Source organism: Arthrobacter sp. LjRoot14, from assembly GCF_964253905.1.
Taxonomy (GTDB): domain Bacteria; phylum Actinomycetota; class Actinomycetes; order Actinomycetales; family Micrococcaceae; genus Arthrobacter.
In genome coordinates this window covers 3,649,739-3,669,000 of sequence record NZ_CAXURL020000001.1, presented here as the reverse complement: position 1 = coordinate 3,669,000, position 19,262 = coordinate 3,649,739, and the positions used below count along the sequence as shown (strand labels likewise).

At 60.5% G+C, this 19,262-nt stretch carries 20 protein-coding genes; 9 read left to right on the top strand and 11 right to left on the bottom strand.

Annotated features, from left to right (window positions below; all coding sequences use genetic code 11):
* Positions 1–371 precede the first annotated feature (371 nt).
* The 3 genes from ACSQ12_RS16570 to ACSQ12_RS16560 form a co-directional block, all read right to left on the bottom strand.
* Positions 372–1,502: a glycosyltransferase family 4 protein gene (locus ACSQ12_RS16570; RefSeq protein WP_436066120.1), complete on the bottom strand. Its 1,131-nt coding sequence runs from the start codon at positions 1,500–1,502 to the stop codon at positions 372–374.
* Between the two features lie 163 nt (positions 1,503–1,665).
* On the bottom strand, positions 1,666–3,153 hold the full coding sequence (locus ACSQ12_RS16565) for a polysaccharide biosynthesis tyrosine autokinase (RefSeq protein ID WP_436066119.1): 1,488 nt from the start codon (positions 3,151–3,153) through the stop codon (positions 1,666–1,668).
* A gap of 545 nt (positions 3,154–3,698) precedes the next feature.
* Entirely contained in the window at positions 3,699–4,163 is a 465-nt protein-coding gene (locus ACSQ12_RS16560; RefSeq protein ID WP_436066118.1) for an Lrp/AsnC family transcriptional regulator, read from the bottom strand.
* A 159-nt stretch (positions 4,164–4,322) separates the two neighbouring features.
* Between ACSQ12_RS16560 and pdhA the strand changes: the two genes are divergently transcribed.
* The 4 genes from pdhA to ACSQ12_RS16540 all read left to right on the top strand — a co-directional run bounded on the left by pdhA (position 4,323) and on the right by ACSQ12_RS16540 (position 9,321).
* Positions 4,323–5,573 carry a pyruvate dehydrogenase (acetyl-transferring) E1 component subunit alpha gene (gene pdhA / locus ACSQ12_RS16555; protein WP_436066117.1) on the top strand — a complete coding sequence of 417 codons (1,251 nt, stop codon included), beginning with the start codon at positions 4,323–4,325 and terminating at the stop codon, positions 5,571–5,573.
* Positions 5,570–6,682 carry an alpha-ketoacid dehydrogenase subunit beta gene (locus tag ACSQ12_RS16550; RefSeq protein ID WP_436066116.1) on the top strand — a complete coding sequence of 371 codons (1,113 nt, stop codon included), beginning with the start codon at positions 5,570–5,572 and terminating at the stop codon, positions 6,680–6,682. The genes pdhA and ACSQ12_RS16550 overlap by 4 nt, the downstream gene beginning before the upstream one ends.
* Positions 6,683–6,686: 4 nt before the next feature.
* Positions 6,687–8,207: a dihydrolipoamide acetyltransferase family protein gene (locus ACSQ12_RS16545; RefSeq protein WP_436066115.1), complete on the top strand. Its 1,521-nt coding sequence runs from the start codon at positions 6,687–6,689 to the stop codon at positions 8,205–8,207.
* Positions 8,208–8,451: 244 nt separating this feature from the next.
* On the top strand, positions 8,452–9,321 hold the full coding sequence (locus ACSQ12_RS16540) for a glycosyltransferase family A protein (protein ID WP_436066114.1): 870 nt from the start codon (positions 8,452–8,454) through the stop codon (positions 9,319–9,321).
* A gap of 168 nt (positions 9,322–9,489) precedes the next feature.
* On the opposite strand, the gene galE is transcribed toward ACSQ12_RS16540, so the two are convergent.
* Positions 9,490–10,509 (bottom strand): UDP-glucose 4-epimerase GalE, encoded by a 1,020-nt coding sequence (gene galE, locus ACSQ12_RS16535; RefSeq protein WP_436066113.1) that lies wholly within the window; start codon positions 10,507–10,509, stop codon positions 9,490–9,492.
* Positions 10,510–11,213: 704 nt separating this feature from the next.
* Here galE and ACSQ12_RS16530 point away from each other — a divergent pair.
* A complete protein-coding gene (locus ACSQ12_RS16530) occupies positions 11,214–11,402 on the top strand; it encodes a hypothetical protein (protein ID WP_436066112.1) in 189 nt (62 codons plus the stop codon).
* Positions 11,403–11,572: 170 nt separating this feature from the next.
* Here ACSQ12_RS16530 and ACSQ12_RS16525 read toward each other — a convergent pair whose 3' ends face one another.
* From ACSQ12_RS16525 to ACSQ12_RS16510, 4 genes are all read right to left on the bottom strand, one after another.
* On the bottom strand, positions 11,573–12,259 hold the full coding sequence (locus ACSQ12_RS16525; protein WP_436066111.1) for an acyltransferase family protein: 687 nt from the start codon (positions 12,257–12,259) through the stop codon (positions 11,573–11,575).
* Positions 12,223–12,591: an acyltransferase family protein gene (locus tag ACSQ12_RS16520; RefSeq protein ID WP_436067016.1), complete on the bottom strand. Its 369-nt coding sequence runs from the start codon at positions 12,589–12,591 to the stop codon at positions 12,223–12,225. Before ACSQ12_RS16520 ends, ACSQ12_RS16525 begins: the two co-directional genes overlap by 37 nt.
* A 297-nt stretch (positions 12,592–12,888) precedes the next feature.
* The gene (locus ACSQ12_RS16515; protein WP_436066110.1) at positions 12,889–13,749 is read right to left on the bottom strand and encodes a hypothetical protein; all 861 of its coding nucleotides are present in this window, start codon (positions 13,747–13,749) and stop codon (positions 12,889–12,891) included.
* 30 nt (positions 13,750–13,779) lie between these two features.
* The gene (locus ACSQ12_RS16510; protein WP_436066109.1) at positions 13,780–14,187 is read right to left on the bottom strand and encodes a hypothetical protein; all 408 of its coding nucleotides are present in this window, start codon (positions 14,185–14,187) and stop codon (positions 13,780–13,782) included.
* 283 nt (positions 14,188–14,470) lie between these two features.
* Here ACSQ12_RS16510 and ACSQ12_RS16505 point away from each other — a divergent pair, with 283 nt between their 5' ends.
* Positions 14,471–15,040 carry a DUF6919 domain-containing protein gene (locus tag ACSQ12_RS16505; protein WP_436066108.1) on the top strand — a complete coding sequence of 190 codons (570 nt, stop codon included), beginning with the start codon at positions 14,471–14,473 and terminating at the stop codon, positions 15,038–15,040.
* 95 nt (positions 15,041–15,135) lie between these two features.
* Here ACSQ12_RS16505 and ACSQ12_RS16500 read toward each other — a convergent pair whose 3' ends face one another.
* Positions 15,136–15,678, bottom strand: a complete 543-nt coding sequence (locus ACSQ12_RS16500) for a hypothetical protein (RefSeq protein ID WP_436066107.1) — start codon at positions 15,676–15,678, stop codon at positions 15,136–15,138.
* Between the two features lie 382 nt (positions 15,679–16,060).
* Between ACSQ12_RS16500 and ACSQ12_RS16495 the strand changes: the two genes are divergently transcribed.
* From ACSQ12_RS16495 to ACSQ12_RS16485, 3 genes are all read left to right on the top strand, one after another.
* A complete protein-coding gene (locus ACSQ12_RS16495) occupies positions 16,061–16,225 on the top strand; it encodes a hypothetical protein (protein ID WP_436066106.1) in 165 nt (54 codons plus the stop codon).
* A 62-nt stretch (positions 16,226–16,287) separates the two neighbouring features.
* Positions 16,288–16,431 (top strand): hypothetical protein, encoded by a 144-nt coding sequence (locus tag ACSQ12_RS16490; RefSeq protein ID WP_436066105.1) that lies wholly within the window; start codon positions 16,288–16,290, stop codon positions 16,429–16,431.
* Between the two features lie 209 nt (positions 16,432–16,640).
* On the top strand, positions 16,641–16,778 hold the full coding sequence (locus ACSQ12_RS16485; RefSeq protein ID WP_156810687.1) for a hypothetical protein: 138 nt from the start codon (positions 16,641–16,643) through the stop codon (positions 16,776–16,778).
* A gap of 414 nt (positions 16,779–17,192) precedes the next feature.
* Here ACSQ12_RS16485 and ACSQ12_RS16480 read toward each other — a convergent pair whose 3' ends face one another.
* Together ACSQ12_RS16480 and ACSQ12_RS16475 are read right to left on the bottom strand one after the other, a co-directional pair.
* Positions 17,193–18,608, bottom strand: coding sequence for a carboxypeptidase-like regulatory domain-containing protein (locus ACSQ12_RS16480; protein WP_436066104.1), 1,416 nt, complete (start codon positions 18,606–18,608; stop codon positions 17,193–17,195).
* A 103-nt stretch (positions 18,609–18,711) separates the two neighbouring features.
* Positions 18,712–19,182, bottom strand: a complete 471-nt coding sequence (locus tag ACSQ12_RS16475; protein WP_436066103.1) for a hypothetical protein — start codon at positions 19,180–19,182, stop codon at positions 18,712–18,714.
* Between the last annotated feature and the right edge of the window lie 80 nt (positions 19,183–19,262).

The following is a 19,262-nucleotide window of genomic DNA, read 5'->3' as shown; positions in this document are numbered from 1 at the left end:
CCCGTGGCCCCGTTCAAGTGGCATTAATGGCCCTATTACCGGTTGGCGTTAACACCTGTGTCGGAGCTGCTGCTGATCCCCAGATCCGGGGCTACTTGACGTTCCGGGGGCCCCAGCGCGGGCGATGAGCGCAGAAGGCGCCGTCAGCGAACCGGAATAATGCCGGCAATCCGCAATCGCGGGTGATTGTGCGCGAGTACCCGCAGCCCCGCCAGATCAGCAAACAGCTACGCATAGATTTCCCTGGACAATCAGAAATGCACAAGTGCTGAACGTAATTGCATGATGTCAGCCGACTCTTCTGACAAAGTCTCTGTCGAGCTTGGCAGCAGCATCATTTCGACGAGGGTTGCCCCGCTGTCGACACATCGTTAAGGCCTGTAAGAGAGTGCCCGTTGTATCCCATCGAAGAATCGAGCTGCCATTTCATCAGTAGTGAATTTACCGCGGACGGATCTGCACGCTTCCTGCATCGACCGCAATTGATTCTTGTCCGTGAGTAAGGAAATTAAGGCCTGTGCATAGGATCGTTCGTCGTCTTCGGACACGAGGCATGTCTTGCCACTCTCCAGATATTCAAACTCCGGCCCGTGCCATGGCCAATCTGTAGTCACAATAGGGCGGCCGGCAGCAAAGCTATCAACGGCCACTAATCCCACACGGCCCGGCATGCAAATCAATTCAGCTGCCGCTATAGCTAGGGCTTTCTGAGTTCCAAAAAGCGGACCTAGGTATCGAAGCCAAGGAGCGGTTTCGGCGAGCTTCTCCACGCTCTCTTTGAGTATGCCATTGCCCACCACGAGAAGCCTGAAGTTCTTATCCATCTCGTATGCGTTGCGACATGCGGCAAAGAGAAAGGGGAGCCGCTTTGATTCATCGAGACCGCCGATAAAAATCGCTGTTTGATCCGTGAGCTGATTGTCCTTACGAAATTCATCGATCTCAGCTTTTGATATACATGAAATTGCGTCTTGAAGATCGGTAGTGTCAATGGAGTTCTGAACGACTGTTGTCTGTGCTATGGGGTAGCCCCCGGAAATAACCGACTCCCGCGAACCTTCGGTGTAAGCAAAAAACCAGTCTGCGGCACTCGTCAACCGAGACATTGCCCTTCTTCTAATCCAGGATGGACTTGTAACGAAGTCCCGTCCGTGCCCCCAGAGGCAGATCTTCCGGCGTTGCCATGGCGACAAGAGGAGCCAGTATGCATCAACATTGCGTCTTGCTTGTTCCATGATGACAAGGTTCGCCTCGGCTATGACCGGTCGGACGCGGCGAAAAACAATACGCATTTTCACAATTCGAATTTCCAATTGTGAAAGCGGCAAAATAAATTCAGCGGAACTTCCGTCTTGACGCTGATTTTGCTCTTTGTTGGCTGCACCGGCCGCGATTTGGATATCGATTCCATTTTCTTTACCGAGTTCAATCAGCCGGCGAAAGAAGGACACCCTGTACTGAGGGACATACTCTTGGAGTATTACCACCCTTGCGCTTGTCATATTGCTTCTGAATCCGTTCTTGAATCAGCAGGAAGAATCGTGACTACACCCACGTAGCGCAAGTCAGTTTGCGAGTCGAAGTCGCAATTGCGGGAGCACCCGACTGACTTCTTGTGGAGAACCACTGAGTCCTGGTTTGCAGAACCTGCGCATAGTAGTTTGGCTAGTGAGAATCGAAGCGACGCGCAGGGAACACCTTTGGGGGCTGTTCCACGCGTTCGAACATCGTTCTGCCGAAATCATCAATGGCTTGATGATCTCCCCGTCGGGCCTTCGTATTGTTCAACTCAGCAGCTTTCCCTGTTGAATCTTTTTTCTCCTGACTACTGTAGGAGTAGCCGTAGGAATACGAATCGGGTCCTCGGGCTGGAAGTCGGTTCAGCACCAGCCCTAGTAAATTGGATCCAACCATTTGAAGCGCGCTGAGGGACTTTTCGAGGTCTTGCCGTTTCAGTTTCTGAGACCCAATTACCACGATTACCCCGCCGACATGCTGCGAGAGCACAGCTGCGTCGGTAACAGGAAGAAGCGGCGGCGCGTCGACCACAACGGTGTCGAATGCGTGCTCAAGCCTGAGGATAAGGTGTTTCATTTCTTGAGAACCCAGGAGCTCACTGGGATTAGGAGGTATTTGACCCGAAGTCAAAACGAAAAGATTGTCGTCGCCCCACGGCTGCAACAGATCGTTGACATCGGAGGATCCGACCAATGCCGTGGTCAAACCTATGCTTCGGTCTAGGCCCAAGTATTCATTGACCATGGGCCGACGAAGATCGGCGTCAACCAGGCAAACGGTCTGTCCTGCTTGCGCCAGAGCGATAGCAAGGTTTGTCGCCGTAGTGCTCTTTCCTTCGCCAGGTACAGACGAAGTGACGAGCACCGTTTTTGCCTGCCCTGTGACGTTTGCGAATTGTAGGTTTGTTCGAAGCTGCCTGTACGACTCGGCGCGGGGACTCTGGGCGGGTGTCTGCGTCAAGAGCGGAGATCGAGTCGCTGATGGGTCAAATGAAATACCCCCAAGAATAGGGGCATCGGTGATCAGCCGCACATCAGCCTCGCCGCGAACCCGATTGTCCAGGGTGGATCGGAGCATGGCGATGCCGATTCCAATTCCTATGCCAAAAAACGCCCCGAGGAGCAGATTCATCCGTGTGTTGGGTGCAGAGGGAGCCGTGGGAACGGTTGCAGGTGTAATTATCGACAGGTTTACGGGAGAGCTCCCTCCGGTCTTTGGCCGTTCCAGCCCATCGACCGCCTGTATGAGACTATTTGCAACAGCTTCGGCTATCGCGGCCGCCTGAACCGCGGAAGTGTCATTCACAGAGATGTTTATCAACACAGTATTCAAGTCGGTGCTGGCGCGAACATTCGAAGCCAACACTCCTGCGGTTGTGGGCAGCCCGAGTGATGCAATAACGGGATCGAGAACAACGGGAGTGTTTACAGTTTTCACATAAGACTGGACTCTTGCCTGACTGAATGTGTTGCCTTGTTGCATCTCTTGGACCGAGCCAGAGTTCTGGATAGCCACGAACAACTGAGTCTCGGAGGTATACGTGGGCTTCGATAGCATTGACGATGCCCCGGCAACGAGAAGACCGGCTAGTGTCGCAGCAACGACCAAAACCCAGCTCCGGCGCAGAATGCGCATGTAATCCTGTAGGTCCAAACCGGAGTCCCCCTGTGTCGAATGGCTGGGCACGCCAAGCGGCACGCCACCAGAACGGCATTATCTGTGCGGTCTGATCAATTGTACCCGCCGCAGGATCAGGAATATTCAAGATTGCGGGCCAGCGCCCATGCTGCTTCATGAGCCATGAGGAGAACTGGCGCGTGATACAGCGTAGCTTCAACCCATTTGGCCTCATAGTCGACTTCATGAAAGCGGTGACGAAGCTTGCTGGTCCGACTCATTGACCTCCCCGTATTTTAACGGATAGTTGAGAATTTTGAGGTTGACCCACAACGAGCGGAGGCGGATGCACTCCGGTGGCAGGACCAACTTCTGCTTCTGGCCACGCGCGGTGACGGCGGCACGTCCGTTGGAATTTGCGCACTCAGCTCTGGAGTTCCGTTATCCGACAGATCGTATTCATGCAGTCAGGGCAGTCAACGGATACCTTGAGTCTCGCCCCGACAATCAAGGGCGGGCGCCGCCGTCTGCTTGCTAAATCTCGGTGCCTTTCTCTGAGACCTCTACCGCGTATCCACATCCTCGAACACCAGAAACGTCTGCGTATCCAGCACCCCCGGCATGGACTGCAGCTGATCGAAGATCACCCGCCGCAGGTCCACGTTGTCCACGGCCCGCACCAGCAGGATGACGTCAAAATCCCCGCCAACCAAGGCTATGTGGTGCACCTCTGGGATGGCCCGAAGAAGCTCTCGCAGTTCGCGCCACGAATGCTGCCTGACTTTGAGTGTCACGTAGGCGGAGGATTTGAGCCCGGCCTTAATAGGGTCAACGAGTGCCGTGAACTTGGTCAGCACCCCCTCGCCGGTCAGCCTGGCGATCCGCGTATAAGCGTGCGCCCGTGAGATGTGCACGTTTTCCGCCACCTGAGTGACGGACATCCGCCCGTCCCGGGTCAGCTCCGCGATGATGTTTCGATCCACGTCATCCAGCGGTACCGACGTCTGGTCCCCTTCGGTCCCTGCCATTTGTCCACAACTCCCGCCGGTAACGCAGCTCACACTTACGATTCGTCTTTCAGACTAGGTCAAAATATCGTACTTCTCCACGATTTCCTACGGGTCTGGATACGAAAGTTCCTTCAGGACGATACTGGAACCGAATAGTGGCAACAGAAGGACGAACCAATGACGATCTCCCAGGACCACACCGCCCTCGGGCAGCACTCGCCGGAACAACCGGCTGGGAACCATGTGACCGAAGGCGCCGCAGCCGAGGCTGTGCGCAAGTTCGGCATCACGGTGGAGGACTACATGCTGCCGGCCCGCCACCAGATCCAGATGGTGGACCAGGACGGTACCCTGAACCCCCACACCGAGCAGGGCGCCCAGCCCGGCCATGAATACTCCCTGCCCGGTGACGCCGAACTGCTGGCGGCCTATGAGCAGCTCGTCGTCGGCCGCCGCGTCAATGACCAGAACTCCGCCCTGGTCCGTCAGGGCCGCATGGCTGTCTACCCCTCCAGCCACGGCCAGGAGGCCTGCCAGGTTGCGGCCGCACTCTGCCTCGCCGACGGCGACTGGATCTTCCCCACGTACCGCGACTCTGTTGCCGTGATGGCCCGCGGTGTGGATCCGGTCCAGACCATGACCTTGTTCCGCGGCGACTGGCACAGCGGCTACGACCCCGCCAAGCACAAGGTGGGCATCCAGTGCACGCCGCTGACCACCCAGCTGCTCCACGCAGTCGGGGTTGCCCACGCCGCGAAGCTCCGCGGCGAGGACACCGTGGTCCTGGCCATGTGCGGCGACGGCGCCACCAGCGAAGGAGACTTCCACGAGGCACTGAACTTCGCTGCGGTCTTCCACCTGCCCGTCGTCTTCTTCGTGCAGAACAACCAGTACGCCATTTCGGTACCGCTGGCCCACCAGTCCGTGGCGCCGTCGCTCGCCCATAAAGCGGTCGGCTACGGCATGGCCGGCGAACGTGTGGACGGCAACGACGTCGTCGCCCTCCTCGCCGTGCTCGGCCGCGCGGTCAAGCTGGCCCGCGAAGGCTCCGGCCCGCTCCTGGTGGAGGCCCACACCTACCGCATGCAGGCACACACCAACGCCGATGATGCCACCCGCTACCGCCAGGACAGCGAAGTGGCCCAGTGGGTGGCCAGGGATCCGCTGAAGCGAATGCAGACGTACCTGACAGATCGCGGTCTGCTGGACGACGACGGCGCCGCGCGGATCGCCGAGAAAGCGGAGCAAGTTGCCACGCAGCTTCGCGACGGCCTGGGCGAGGACGTCCCCGTCGACCCGCAGGATCTGTTCCGCTACGTCTTCTCCACTCCCACCCCGCAGCTGAAGGAACAGTCCGCCCTGCTCGCGGACGAACTGGCCCGCGACGCCAGCGCCGGCGCATCATCCGATACGGAGGCCGCAAAATGAGCCCCACAGTCACCGCCTCCTCCGAGGTCAACGGCAACGTCAGTGCGGCGACGGCCCGCGCCGCGGCCAAGGCAGCCGACACTGCCGAATCCACAGGCCCGCAGACCATCACACTCGCCAAAGCACTGAACACGGCCATGGCGGACGCCATGCACGCCGACTCCTCTGTGCTGGTGTTCGGCGAGGATGTCGGAATGCTGGGCGGCGTCTTCCGGATCACGGACGGGCTCACTAAGACGTTCGGTGAGTCCCGCTGCTTCGACACCCCGCTGGCGGAGTCAGGCATCGTCGGCATGGCCGTGGGAATGGCCATGAACGGCATGCGCCCGGTGATCGAGATGCAGTTCGATGCCTTCGCCTACCCGGCCTTCGAACAGATCGTCAGCCACGTGGCCAAGATGCACAACCGCACCAAGGGCGCGGTCAAGTTGCCCATCGTCATCCGCGTCCCGTACGCCGGCGGCATCGGGGGAGTGGAGCACCACTGCGATTCGTCCGAGTCCTACTACGCCCACACCGCGGGCCTGAAGGTCTTCACCCCGGCCACCGTCGCCGACGGTTACCGCATGCTCCGCGAAGCCATCGACTCCGATGACCCGGTGATGTTCATGGAGCCCAAGAAGCTCTACTGGTCCAAGGACCTGGTGGACCTCGAAGGACTCCGCGCCGAGCACACCGCGAACGCCGAGCGGGGGACTTCCTCGGAAGGCCGCGCCGCCGTCGCCCGCCCCGGTACCGATGCCACGCTGATCGCCTACGGTCCGTCTGTGCCCACCGCGCTGGCCGCCGCTGCTGCGGCGGCAGAGGAAGGCCGCTCCCTGGAAGTCATCGACGTCCGTTCCATCGTGCCCTTCGACGACGAAACCGTGTGCGCCTCCGTCCGCAAGACCGGCCGTGCGGTGGTCATCGCCGAAGCCCATGGCTTCGCATCCGTCTCTTCGGAAATCGTCGCCCGGGTCCAGGAACGCTGCTTCCACTACCTGGCCGCACCGGTCCGCCGGGTCACCGGCTTCGACATTCCATACCCCGCACCCAAACTCGAGCACTACTACCTGCCCGGCGTGGACCGCATCCTCGACGCCGTTGACGACCTCCAGTGGGAAGACTGATCAGATGAGCGAAACGAAAGTATTCCTGCTGCCGGACCTGGGCGAAGGCCTCACCGAAGCCGAGCTCGTGAACTGGCTCGTGGCCGTGGGCGACGAAATCCGGGTGGACCAGCCCATCGCTGAGGTCGAGACCGCGAAGTCGATGGTGGAGGTCCCGTCGCCGTACGCCGGCACCGTTGCGGTGCTTCATGGGGAACCGGGCCAGACCCTTGACGTCGGGAAGCCGTTGATCTCGGTCACACCCATCGGTTCCCCGGTTGTTGAGCAAAAGACTCCGGTGGTTGAGCCTGTCGAATCGCCGGTGGTTGAACCGGTCGAAACCGCCACGGGAGAGACCTATCGTGACGAGGTAAAGGCCGGCTCGGGCAACGTCCTCATCGGATACGGAACTCCAGGCGGACACGGCGTCAGCAAGCGCACCCGCCCCCGGAAATCCTCGACCGCGACATCGGTGATTGAGCCTGACCGCCCGGCAATTGAGCCTGACCGCCCGGCAATTGAGCCTCACGAAATCACAAGTGCGGAGAAGGCAGCCGACGATCTCCTTCTTCTGCGCACCCGAGTGCCGGGCAAACTTGGGGCGGTGATTTCACCGCTGGTCCGCAGGATGGCCCGTGACCATGGAGTTGATTTGGGGGGACTCCAAGGGTCGGGTGCAAGCGGGCTGATCATGCGAAAGGATGTCGAGGCTGCGATCGCTCCCGCCCCGGCGGTAGAGGCTGTCGGTACGCGTCGCCCGAGGGTTGAACCGCGTTCTGTGGTTGAGTCTGTTGAAACCGGAACGGAGACCGACTCCCGCACGGGTCTTGGCATCACCGCCCGGACGCCGGTCCGGGGCGTCCGCAAGGCTGTGGCCGCGAACATGACCCGCAGCCGCTCGGAGATTCCGGAAGCGACGGTTTGGGTCGATGTGGATGCCACGGCTCTCGTGGAGATGCATGCCGTCCTGAAGAAAGCGAACCCGCACAACACCCCCGGGCTGTTGGCATTCATCGCTCGGTTTGTGACTGCCGGATTGAAGAAGTACCCGGCGCTGAACACCCGGATTGTCACCACGGAGGATGCGGCAGGTGGGGAGAGTCAGGAGATCGTCGCGTTCGACGGCGTCAACCTGGGCTTCGCAGCGCAGACGGACCGCGGACTGATGGTGCCCTCCATCCGCAACGCGGACAAGATGAGCGCCCGCGACCTGGATGCCGAAATTCGCCGGCTTACCGCCGTAGTGCGAGAAGGCAAGGCGACGCCGTCGGAGTTGGGAAGCGGCACCTTCACGCTGAACAACTACGGAGTGTTTGGTGTGGACGGCTCTGCCGCCATCATCAACCACCCTGAAGTGGGCATCTTGGGTGTAGGACGGATCATCGATAAGCCCTGGGTGGTCAACGGCACGCTGGCCGTCCGCAAGGTCACCGAGCTGACACTCACCTTTGACCATCGTGTCTGCGACGGCGGGACCGCCGGCGGGTTCCTCAGGTACGTGGCCGACGCGATCGAGAACCCCGGGTCCGTGCTCTCTGACGTCTGAGGTGAGGCAAAGTTCCGATCGACGAATCGGACATTTATTGCGGACTCGTAATTACAGCTCCTTTTATGACTGGTTGTCGGATGGTCCCGGGGGATGCTTGATTTTTGTTCGCTGCACCTGACTAGGTTTCGAAACAGAGCCCGGGATAACGACGTGCTTCGCCACCTACCACCACCAGCCGGTCATGAGTGTCGCCTTCGGCTGAAGCACTCCGGGGCCCGGACTGCTGTGGCAGACTGTGTGGGTGAACGACGAGCACTGCTATGACATTGTCTTCTTGGCCCTGGCGCAAAATTGCGCCGCTACTCTTCCCGGCATGATCCGCGCACTGGACAACTTGCGCAATTCGCAGATAAAGATTCACGCGGTGGTAGGAGAAAACGGCTCGCATGACGAGACAAGAGAGTTGCTTGAAAGTGCCGCGGCCTCAACAGGCATGATCTCAGTGGTCGACACATCCCTGATGTCTCGTGCAAGTGGGCGCCTGGAGCGGATGGCGCTTGGTCGGCAATTCCTAGCGGAGCATGCGAAGGACATGCTCACGCCGGCGCGGGCTATATGTGTCCTAGATGTGGATGAACCGTTCCTGGAGCATCTGGACCCTGTGATACTTCTGTCTGAGCTGCAACGGATGGAGGATGACGATGACATCTTTGCCGTTTCTGCAACTTCCCGCCCAACCTACTACGACCTGCTTGCCTATGAAGGTGAAGATCATTCCTTCACGGACCTTGACAAACGTATTCAACGGCTCAGACGCAACCCGCTAAAGTACTATTCCTTTTTCCGGAACTTCATCTACCCTCAGCAACAACGGCTCACATCGGACTCCGACATACATTGCCGATCGGCTTTCAACGGCCTGTGTCTCTATCAGGCCGATATTTACGCCGTTGGCTCATACATGCCGCACTCGAAGGATTCATGGATTTGCGAACATGTTACGTTCAATCGGTCCCTCGCGAGAGCCACAGGCGGCCGAATGGTGATTAGCGGGGCACTTGTGCTTCCAATGCCTTCCGAACATGGACGCAGGACACTCTCGGGATTCGTGTTGCAGCGCATGAGGAAGCTCCGGCAATTGGTGGTGACGCGATTCGGACTGAACGGGTGACCTCTGCGGCGTGGCCTACGATTCGGGCGGGGTCTATCCATATCGGCCTGGCGTCCGCCGGAGGGCATTGAGACCGAACCCACTACAAGAGGCGAACGTCTACAGCCGCATGGCGAAATCCATAGCCGGAACATGTCGCTGAGAAACGGGATCGCGGGGCTTCGCTGCTCAGTTCTCCCTGGCAAAGCCCGACGGATTAGAGCTCTGCCAGCGCCAGTGGTCCTCACACATCTCTGCAAGGCTTCGCTGGGCGGACCACCCGAGATGCGTCAGCGCTGCGGAGGCATCTGCATAGCTCCGGGCCGCGTCGCCCGGCCGGCGCGGCGCGAACTCGTAGGGAATGGATCGTCCAGCGGCCTCGCTGAACGCCTCGATGACCTCCAATACAGATGACCCGCGGCCGGTCCCGAGATTCCACCGAAACGTGCCGGTCTTTTTCCACATGTAGCGGAGAGCAGCAAGGTGACCAGCGGCCAAGTCCATTACATGTATGTAGTCCCGGACTCCGGTCCCGTCCGCAGTCGGGTAATCGTTGCCGAAAACCACGACTTTGTCGCGCCGCCCTACTGCCACCTGAGCAACGAAGGGCACCAGATTGTTGGGGCGGCCTTGGGGATCTTCGCCAATCTGGCCGGACTCATGCGCCCCCACAGGATTGAAATAGCGCAGCAGCGTGATGCTCCATCGCGGATCGGCCTCGCTCAAGTCAGACAAAATATCTTCGATCTGTTCTTTGGTTCGGCCGTATGGGTTGGTGGCGTCAAGCGGAAGGGACTCAGGCAAGGGCATATGCTCCGCAGCGCCATATACCGTTGCCGATGAACTGAAAACCAAGTGACGTACTCCGGCTTTTTCCATGCTGTCCAACAGGTTGAGGGTTCCGACGACGTTGTTTCTGTAATACATCAAGGGCTTCTCAACGGACTCCCCGACGGCCTTGAGCCCGGCGAAGTGAATTACGGCATCGATGTCACATTCAGCGAAGACCATGTCTGTGGCGTCTGCATCAAGCAGATTCCCCTCTCGGAAATCGACTTTCTTGCCAGCGAGTTCCTCGACCCGGCGGACCGCCTCTACGCTGGAGTTCGCAAGGTTATCGAACACAATAACGTCGTGCCCGTCCTCAAGAAGACCGAGCGTAGTATGTGATCCGATGTAGCCGGCGCCGCCTGTGACCAAAACCTTCATGGCGTCAGCTTAGGGGAACCTTGGGATTCGGGAAAATCAGAGTTCGAATGATCAGGTTCCGCGGGTTTGACGTTCGCTCGTTATGTACGAGGGGCGCTCTTCGCGGTCCATTTTTCCCAATAGGGTTTTCCGCGTCAGGCCGTTCTGAGGTCCATGGGGCCCACAAAACTTTCCATTCCGCGGGTGCCCATGATTTTCCCAGGTTAGCACGGGGCTGCCCGCCACCCTCTGATCGCAGGCAGACAATAACCCTAACCGGTCCGAAAGGGCTAGCCGGAGCGCCGCGACGAATAACTGCCCCAGTAGTCGGTGAGTATCAGCGCGGTGTTCGTGCGTCAAAGACGGGTACCCGACACTGGTCCTTTTAAATGCGGCTCGCGCATATCCTCGAGCCATGTTTTCCACACTGCTTCGATTGTTTGCACTCGGTCCAAGGTGCCGGTTTTGTGGAGTACGGCTCCGACGCAGGCCCCCGCCCGAATTCTGCTCACGCGCCTGCTGGGAGACATGGGACTACAAGCGCGTTCGCGATAAGCGCAAGGTTCAGGTACGTTCAAGCGGTCATGTCGGCCCAATCTATTGAGAATGCATCACGGGGACTCTCTCCTGATTCTGACCTTGAACCGGTAGCTGTGGTTCCGAACCTTGGGAACCTCCCCTCCCGAAAGTGACGATTGCTGGGCGCTCCGCAGGCGTAAACCATCATGGTTTTATCTCTAATTGCCGTACTCGGAATCAAGTTCAGCAGCTGGGATCCTTCCAAGCGCAGCCTTGCATGGTGGCGTCTGGCCGGCGAGGACGACATGAAACTCAAATGGCAACACCTGGAGCAGGTGATGGCGGACGAAGAGGCTTACGGTTTCATCGTGCCGACCGGCGAAGAGGACGACTGAACCCGAGCGGACAAGAGGCGCTCACCGGATCGGCGTGGGCGCCTCTTCCATGCCCGGCCTTCGGGCCTTTTCTTCCAGTGGTCATAAGCCTGACTTACTATGTGCTCGGTGGTCCGCCTCCACTGAGCCCGTGGCTAGGGCGGGCTGCCGCCTCTGATTGACTCGTGCCGTCACAGCTCCTGCGGCAATGGACAGCAGGTGCGCGGGGCGCTCGACGCACGATAGAACATCTCTGCAATGATGAGCGAAGCGGCTACGGACACAACCACCGCTAGCGGTAGGGAGACGGACCCAAGCAAAGTTACGCCACCGAGAATGAGCGGAAGGTGCACGAGGTAGAGGCTAAACGAGACGCGCCCAAGCCATTGTGCCAAGCTAGTGTTTCCCAGCTTCTCCGCTGCGGTCCACGACACAAGTGGCAACACGATGACCGTCGCGCCCGCGGTGAAGACCGAGCGAACTCCTAGCGTGGGCTGGCCGGGGCTGATCCACTCGGCGTTGGAAAGCAACAGGCCCAGCGCAGCAATGAGGACCCAGATAACACTAGGCAGACGCCGGGTGAGGTCCCGTATCCGCAGGCGCTCAGCACCAAGTACCGCGCCGATGGCGAAGATCGGCAGGTACGACAGCCACTCTAGGTTTCGCCAGGCGCCGATGAAAGTTAGCAGAAGGGCGACACCGATCTTCACGTGCCACAGGTTTCTCCAGCGGCGCACGAAAAAGACATAGGCAGGAAGCAACAGGGAGAAGGTGACTTCCCATTTGAGTGACCAAAGGGCGGTGTTGATGCCGCTATCGTTCAGAAGGAGTAGCGCGTCCTTTAGTGCCGCCGCTGCCCTTGGGGAGAGGGCGTACATGTTCGCTCACGTGCTCTGACCCGAGGAGCTTGTCCGGGGACGATCATCATAAGGACGACAGCCAGTACGAGTGAGCCCCATAGGGGCAGGTACAGGCGCAATAATCGCTTGGCGTAGTACGGAGCCCATCCAGCAGTGGATCCCGGTCTTGTGAAAGGAAGGATGATTACGAAACCGGAGAGGACGACGAATATGTGGATGGCGGCATTCCCGTTCGACAGGACGTGGACAGGGGAATGGACAAGCCACGACTCTAAGCTGTTGAGCCCGGCGAATCGGTTGCTGAATACGCCCCCCGAGTCCCGGAAAAGTTGAAAGCGCGTGACATACAACAACGACGAGCGCTGCCATCCCTCTGAGACCGTCAAGTTGCGTAACCCGCGCAGAATTCATTGTTCTCCCATTCGTGGGATTTTTCAGCAGCCGAGAGAACTGAAGTCGCGTGCCTATGCTCTGATCATGTGGCCTAACATAGACGCGCTGATCGTCGGCGCTCACCGCCGCGCCGAGGTGCGCCGCCGTAGCTGTGATGCTTGCGACGGCGCACTCCCTGGCGGTCAGTCCGTTGCCCCGGGTTGGCGTGCGTGCACGGACGGGTGCGCGCTTGACCTTTGGGAGATGGCGACGGCCTAGCTGGGACTTGCTAGGGCGGTCATCATGTCCGCAACCCACTGCGCCCCGAAGTCGGAGAAGTGGACCTTGTCCACGTTGATCAGTCCTCCGCTGCTGGCGTTCGTGATACCGGTGACGGGTGTGATGCCGAGCCGGCGGTACAGGTCCAACACCATCACTGTTGGATCAGAAGCAGCGATTTCGTAGAGCGTGTCCACGTAGTTCGGGTACGGCTCAATGGGTGATGTCGTGTCCCCGCGCCCCGGCTCTGCTATCAGCAATAATGTGGGCGGCGTAGTGCACTTGGCTTTTACGTTGGTCATGATCGTCTGGATGTTCGTCTTGAACGTAGCCGCCGTGACCGATGTCGAGTAGTCGTTGAGCGTGAGCGCAACAGCAACGAGCGACGGCTGGGCGACGGGGATGGTGTCCATCCAGTTCGGGTTGATGTTTGCGTAGTTGTTCGATTTCCAGCTACCGTGCCCACCGTTCCACAGCCGAATGCCCGCGGATTCGTCCCCGTCGTAGACCATGAACCCGGTGACTACATCGACCGCGCCAGTAACGAAGGCGAGAGCGATGGTGTGCGATGCGGAGGACAGCCCGCGAATCATCGTCCTGTTACCGTCCACCACGGGTGTTCCAGTGGTGCTGACGTTGGTTGCTGCCGCACCGTCCACTGAGTACGAGAATGATCCACCGCTCGGGGTCTTGACCCAGAAGATGTCTATCCCGGTGCCTGTGAACGTGTAGGTCATGCCGTCCCCGGATGCCTGCATCCCGACGCTTGCTTGCCCGAGCCCGTACTGGGAGTTGGTCAGCTTCGGAACGCCCTGATACGTGAACGGGCTGTTGGTAATTGTTCCGCTGTTCGCCACGGTGGAGGTCGGCAGGGCGGGTGGCGTGTATCAGCTGCCACCGACAATTTCGGCGGGCTGATACTTGCGACGCATCTCCACCAGGAACAGGTTAGTAAGGTGGCGTGCCATGGTCGTCTGGCCGACACCCTCGATCTGAGAATGCCCGATGATCATCATGTCCACGGGCACGCCAGTGTCCCGCTTATCGAGGGCCGCGTGGACGGCTGCATCGCCCTTCGCGATCGCGGCGTCGTTCTTCTCCCGCCCCGCAATGCCGGACACGATGAACGAATTGGTCAGTGCCCAGTTCCCGGCGTTGTAGGAGGCGCCGCCGGTGAACGATGCAACGGCGGAAACGATGTCGCCGTTCGGTGAGACGACCTGCTGCCCTGCGGTGTAGGCGGTGGTCGGCGCCCACCTGGGAACCACAGTGGTCTTGTCCGCCTTGGGTGCCACCGCCGCCGAAATAGGAGCCGCAACCTGGTCAAGGATCGTGGCATTTTGTGCCGCATATTAGAGCTGGGTAGTTTGGCGCCGTCTCTGGAATGCCACTCGAAACGTTGAACCAGCACTCAGGCAGCGGGTGAGAAACCAGAACAAACTCTGCAATGCCGGGATTCTCGCGTCCTCCGGCCCGGCTCCTTGCCCACCATTGTGTTACGGAAGTGACAGGGCACAACGAGTGTGAGCAGTGATACATTCTGCATGTGACTACTGGGGGAACTAAAGGAGACAGTGCATGTTTGAAGGTGTCCCCGACGAGGACGCGTGGCGGAACTGCACCACGCTTGAAGGCGCTTGCGAACTGACTGCACGCTGGCTTGAGGGTTCCCTCCGCTACGTGCCCGGTTATGCCGCGCCGCAGTATGCCGGAGAGAACGGCCCCCTGAGCGAGGCCCTGGCCGCGATCAACCGGCTGGGCTTCCTCACGGACGATTCCCAGCCCGGGGCCGAGGTGTCCAGCGGCCACGGGCAGCGCGCCTTTGTGACCGGCCGGTGCACCGAGCAGTCGGCGGCCGTTATTTCCGCGGTGCTGGTGGAAACGGACCTGGTGGTGCTGGTGTTCCCTCCGGGCGAATCGGGCACCGGGCAGATCTGCGTGACCCTGGACGGGGCCAGGGAGTTCACCTGGCTGGGCAGCTCCGGCGGCCCCTCCTACGCCCACGAAACCTACACGGACTGGACCAACGAGACCCTGGCCAAATCATTGGCCGAATGCTGGGAACTGCAGATCTTCGACCCCGTCTGGGGCCGGAACACCAAGCTGGTTCCCCTGCTGCAGAAGGCCCTGGTTACCGCCAGGGGCTGATGCCTCCGCAGACCTGGTGAAAGCTGTCGGCGCCGCGGCAGGACCCCGGCGCCGTCAACCTTTACGCGTCACCTTCACCTATGAAATCGTGCCCGCTATTTCGGGCAGCTGTGGGCAGGGTTGTACGCGGCGAACATGCCGTCCGGATTGTCCTTCCACACCCAGGCGTGCAGGGCGAAGGTGCCCGGGAACGGCCCGTTATCGAAGTCCACGCCGGCGAGTTCCGGCCGTTCCGCTGCCGTGGAGAGGAACTCCACGGCCACCAGCTTCATGCGGCCGCGCTCGTTGGGCATGTACACCAGAATCTCAGGCTTGCGGGCCTGCGTCTTGTCATCGATCAAGGACTCCTTGGCGTAATGGAAACCCATTGCCCCGACGCCGTCCTTCTCGATGCATTCGGTGATCTTCTTGTACCCGTCATCGATTGCGTTATCCAGCCAGCGGTAATCGTCAGTGACATTCCGCAGCGTTTTCACCAGCTTGCGCTGCTCGGAATTGGACTTCCAGTCATCACTCTTGTCCGAGCCGCCACCATGCCCTGAACCTTCGTGCGCGACGGCGGCTCCGGGAGCCATCCCCACGGCCAGGACAGCCGCGGCCGCCATGGACATCAGTCCTGTTTTGGTGCGATTCCTCATTTTTCTTCCAACCCTCTGAGACCCGAGATTGCCTTGTTCGGTAAGGGACGCGAAGCAGGGGTGCGAGATGCTCCTCTTCGCCAGGATGCCGGCCGGCCCGATGGGCACTGCCGGTGAATGAGCCGCCCGGGTGGAAAACATCCATCGATTGGGGCGGCGTTAAAAGTATGCTCCTCCGCCGGAAAGCGGCGCTAGGTGTGCAGAAATGTTTATTTTCCGGCGATTTTCGCGGTTATTGGAGTCCTATAACAACCATTAACAGCTTTGGGCGGACGCGTCGAAAAACAAGTACCGTCTTGGAGCTTAAACAAGTGGTGAAAGCCGTAAAAAACGGGTACAGACCACTCTGTCTAGAGGAGTTTGCGGCCCGTAGCGTAAGTGCATGATTAGAGCCATCAAGGAAGCGATCCGCCGCTTTGTGGCGAGGAACATCGTCGCTGATGATCCGTACCCCGTCCGATCCTGGCTGGACCAGCAGAACATGCCCCCGGAAACCCGGACCACTTTCCCGCCGCCCCTGCGGGACGCCAAAGGCTGGTCCCTATAACCCAACGTCATAATCCGCTTGACTTGGTTTCCCTGAAACATTGTGGGCGTACTATCGCCGGCATGGGGAACTACTCTAAGGGATTGACTGCCCGGGACTCGCGACGTGAACTGCGGAGGCGGCGTCTCCGCGTGCTGGCCAACGTGGGGCTGGCTGCCATGGCCGTTGCCACGGCCGCAGTAGTACTCATGGCGCTGCAGCGCTGAGTGCGTCATCACAGCATGTAAAATCGGCATGCGGTTGACAGGATTTGTAGGGTGCCTATACTGCGTTGGACAAATCCGGCGCGGCCCACGTAGGGTGATGTTCGATCCGACATGGGGGATCCCACCGTTCGTTGCCGGCCGTTGACGCGAAGAGTTTTCCACGTAGCGTGCCAGCCTCGAGTGCAACGACGCATCCTGGAGGTAATTCCGTGGCCCTGACCGATTATGTCTTTGCGCTGTGCGCCTTGATGGGAACCCTGTTCATTCCGTTTTCCGCTTTATACCTGATGCTCCGCCTCAAGCGCGGCGCGGCAGCGAAGCCCGTTCCCGTTAAGGTCCGCCGGTAATGCCCTACGTAGACATCAATCCCCACCGCTCAGGCCCCAAATGGCGCGGCTACCTGCTGCTCGGCGTTCTCCTGGTGCTCACCGCAGGCGTGGTGGCAGCGGCGCTGTTCCGCGTCTAATCCGCTTCAGCGGCATCCCGCTCAACCATAGACAAAGGGCCCGCCTCCGCTCGGGCAGGGTGCTCAGCTCCTGCACGACCTAAGGGCGGACCCTTCGTTTATCGCAGCCGGAAGACGGGACCACCTGGGCCTGTTGGCGGCCGTTTCCGAACAGTTGCGATGGATCCACAGTAGAAATCGCGGACGCCGTCCAGCACGAGTGTCCGCTACCCGTTTTCCCTTCCGAAAACACTCGTACCACCAGCCCCATACGTATCTTCCAAGAACACCTGCTTCAGCCGGCACGGCCTTGGGATCACCCGTAGTTGAAGGAGTTGCTCGTCGCCTGCTGGAGCGACGTTCCGGTGGCGACTAGAGTGCAGCCGAATCCGTTGCCGAAGAACGCCAGGTTCGAGAACGTGGCCACGCCGGCGGCGGCGGAGACGCTCAGGGTTCCCTTCAGGTTGCACTGGGACGAGACCGCAACAGTCGCCGTGCTGGCCGTCAGGTTGCCGAAGGTGTCCAGGACACTGACAGTGACCGGCGGATCGATGACTGTGTTCTTGACCGGTGCGATCGCTGCGGACCCGAAGGCCAGCTTGAACGCCGGTGCGGCCGCAACAGTGACCTGCGCGCTGGCCGAAGTCAGGCCCGTTGCAGCCACAGTCAGGCTGTGCGCTCCGGCTTTGGTGTCGCCATAGAAGAACGACGCCGATGCGGACCCTGGCTGAATGGTCACCTTCGTGACGGTTGCGCCGCCGGACGTTGCGGCGAACACCTTGGTGCCGGTGGAGTTTGAAGCCAAAGTGACTTCGGTACTCCCGGCGGTTACTGGATTCCCGTAGGCATCCAGGCGCTGGACGGTGAAGGCCCCGGTGGTGGCGGTGGCGGAGGCAGTGCCCGATGCCGGACCCGTGACCACAAGCCGGGTGGGAGCCGCCGCCGTAACGGTGAACGCTGAGCTGACCACTCCCGAGTATCCCGGGCTGGACGCAATCAGGGTGTACGAGCCGGCCTTTGTGATGGACAGGCCGCTGAACGTGGCCTCGCCCCAGCCATTGGTGTAAACGGTCAGTGTTCCCGCGAGAGTGCCGCCGCCGGGATTGCTCGCCAGGCCGATGGTCACCGGGACGTCGGATCTCCAGAGGGGCCATCCGAAGGCGGTCCGTAGTTCCACGGTGAACGCCGGCAGCGCGCTACCCGCCACTACGGATGCCGCCGGCTGAACGCCGAAGCGAAGATCGTTGATGCTGGACACGGCGACGTTCCCGCTGGCCGCGCTAGTGGCAGTCCAGGAGCGGTGCACTGCCGTGACCACGTACTTGTGCGTACCTTCCGGAACGGAGGAGTCCGTGCAGCTGGTGCCCGTTACCGGCGCAGCCGGGCTGCTGCCGCAGGCCAGAACGGAGGTGGAGCCGGTGATGCGGCTGACGTAGTAGCCCGTCGCCGCGGGCGTCCCGGCCGACCCTGTCCAGGACACGGACACGTTCGAGTTGCTGCTCGACGGCACCGTCACGTTGGTGGGCGGCGCCAGGGTGGCAACTGCCGCCGTCGTACTTCCCTTTCCGATTGCCGACCAGGAAGCGGACGCCGCCGGAGCGCCCAACAGGACTGCAAGGACCAGTGCGACGCAGACCGCAATGCCGCGACGGATCAGGCGCTGAAACGACACCAGCCCCCGCCGGAAGCCGCGGGGGCTTCCGGGGGAGCTGGTGTTGTGCCTGCCGGACATACGCACCTTCTCGACATTGGCTCTGGGGGTGGTGGGGGTGCCACGTTCACCATTGGGGAATGAACCTGACGGTGTTGAGGAGGAGCGTCAGCGCGCTATCCCTTCACTTTGCTTCGAAGTACAGCGGTACCGTGACGCCCTGGCAATCGTCCTGGTTGGTGGCCTTGTTGACCATCTGAACGGTGACCGTGCCGTTGGCCGTAGCGCCCGGTGCGAGCTGGCCCAGGGTAATTGAGGGCGTGGTGACCGTGAAGTCGCTGGCTGAGCAGGTTCCGGAAACCCACTCCGTACCGTCACTCTTGGCAACCTTCGCGGTAACGCTGGCGAGGTTCTGCGAACCGGTGTTTTCGTTCGTGACCGTGAAAGCAACGGCCTGGATGGGGCCGCCGGGGCTCAGGGCGTCGCCGGTGGCCGGGCTGCTCTCGACCTTGAACGCCACCGTCTCGCCGGTGGACGCCGCGCCGGTGCCGACGCCAACTGCGGACCAGTAGGCGAAGGCCGCGCCGCCGCCGATTGCCACCATGGCAGCGGTGGTGATGATGATGCGCTTCTTGCGTCCAGCTACTTTGCTCATTGCAGTTCCCCTTGAACTTGTGCGGCTTATCCGCAGACCTTCGAGGCCTGTCCGGCTCCGATAGATCGAGTCTCCGGGAG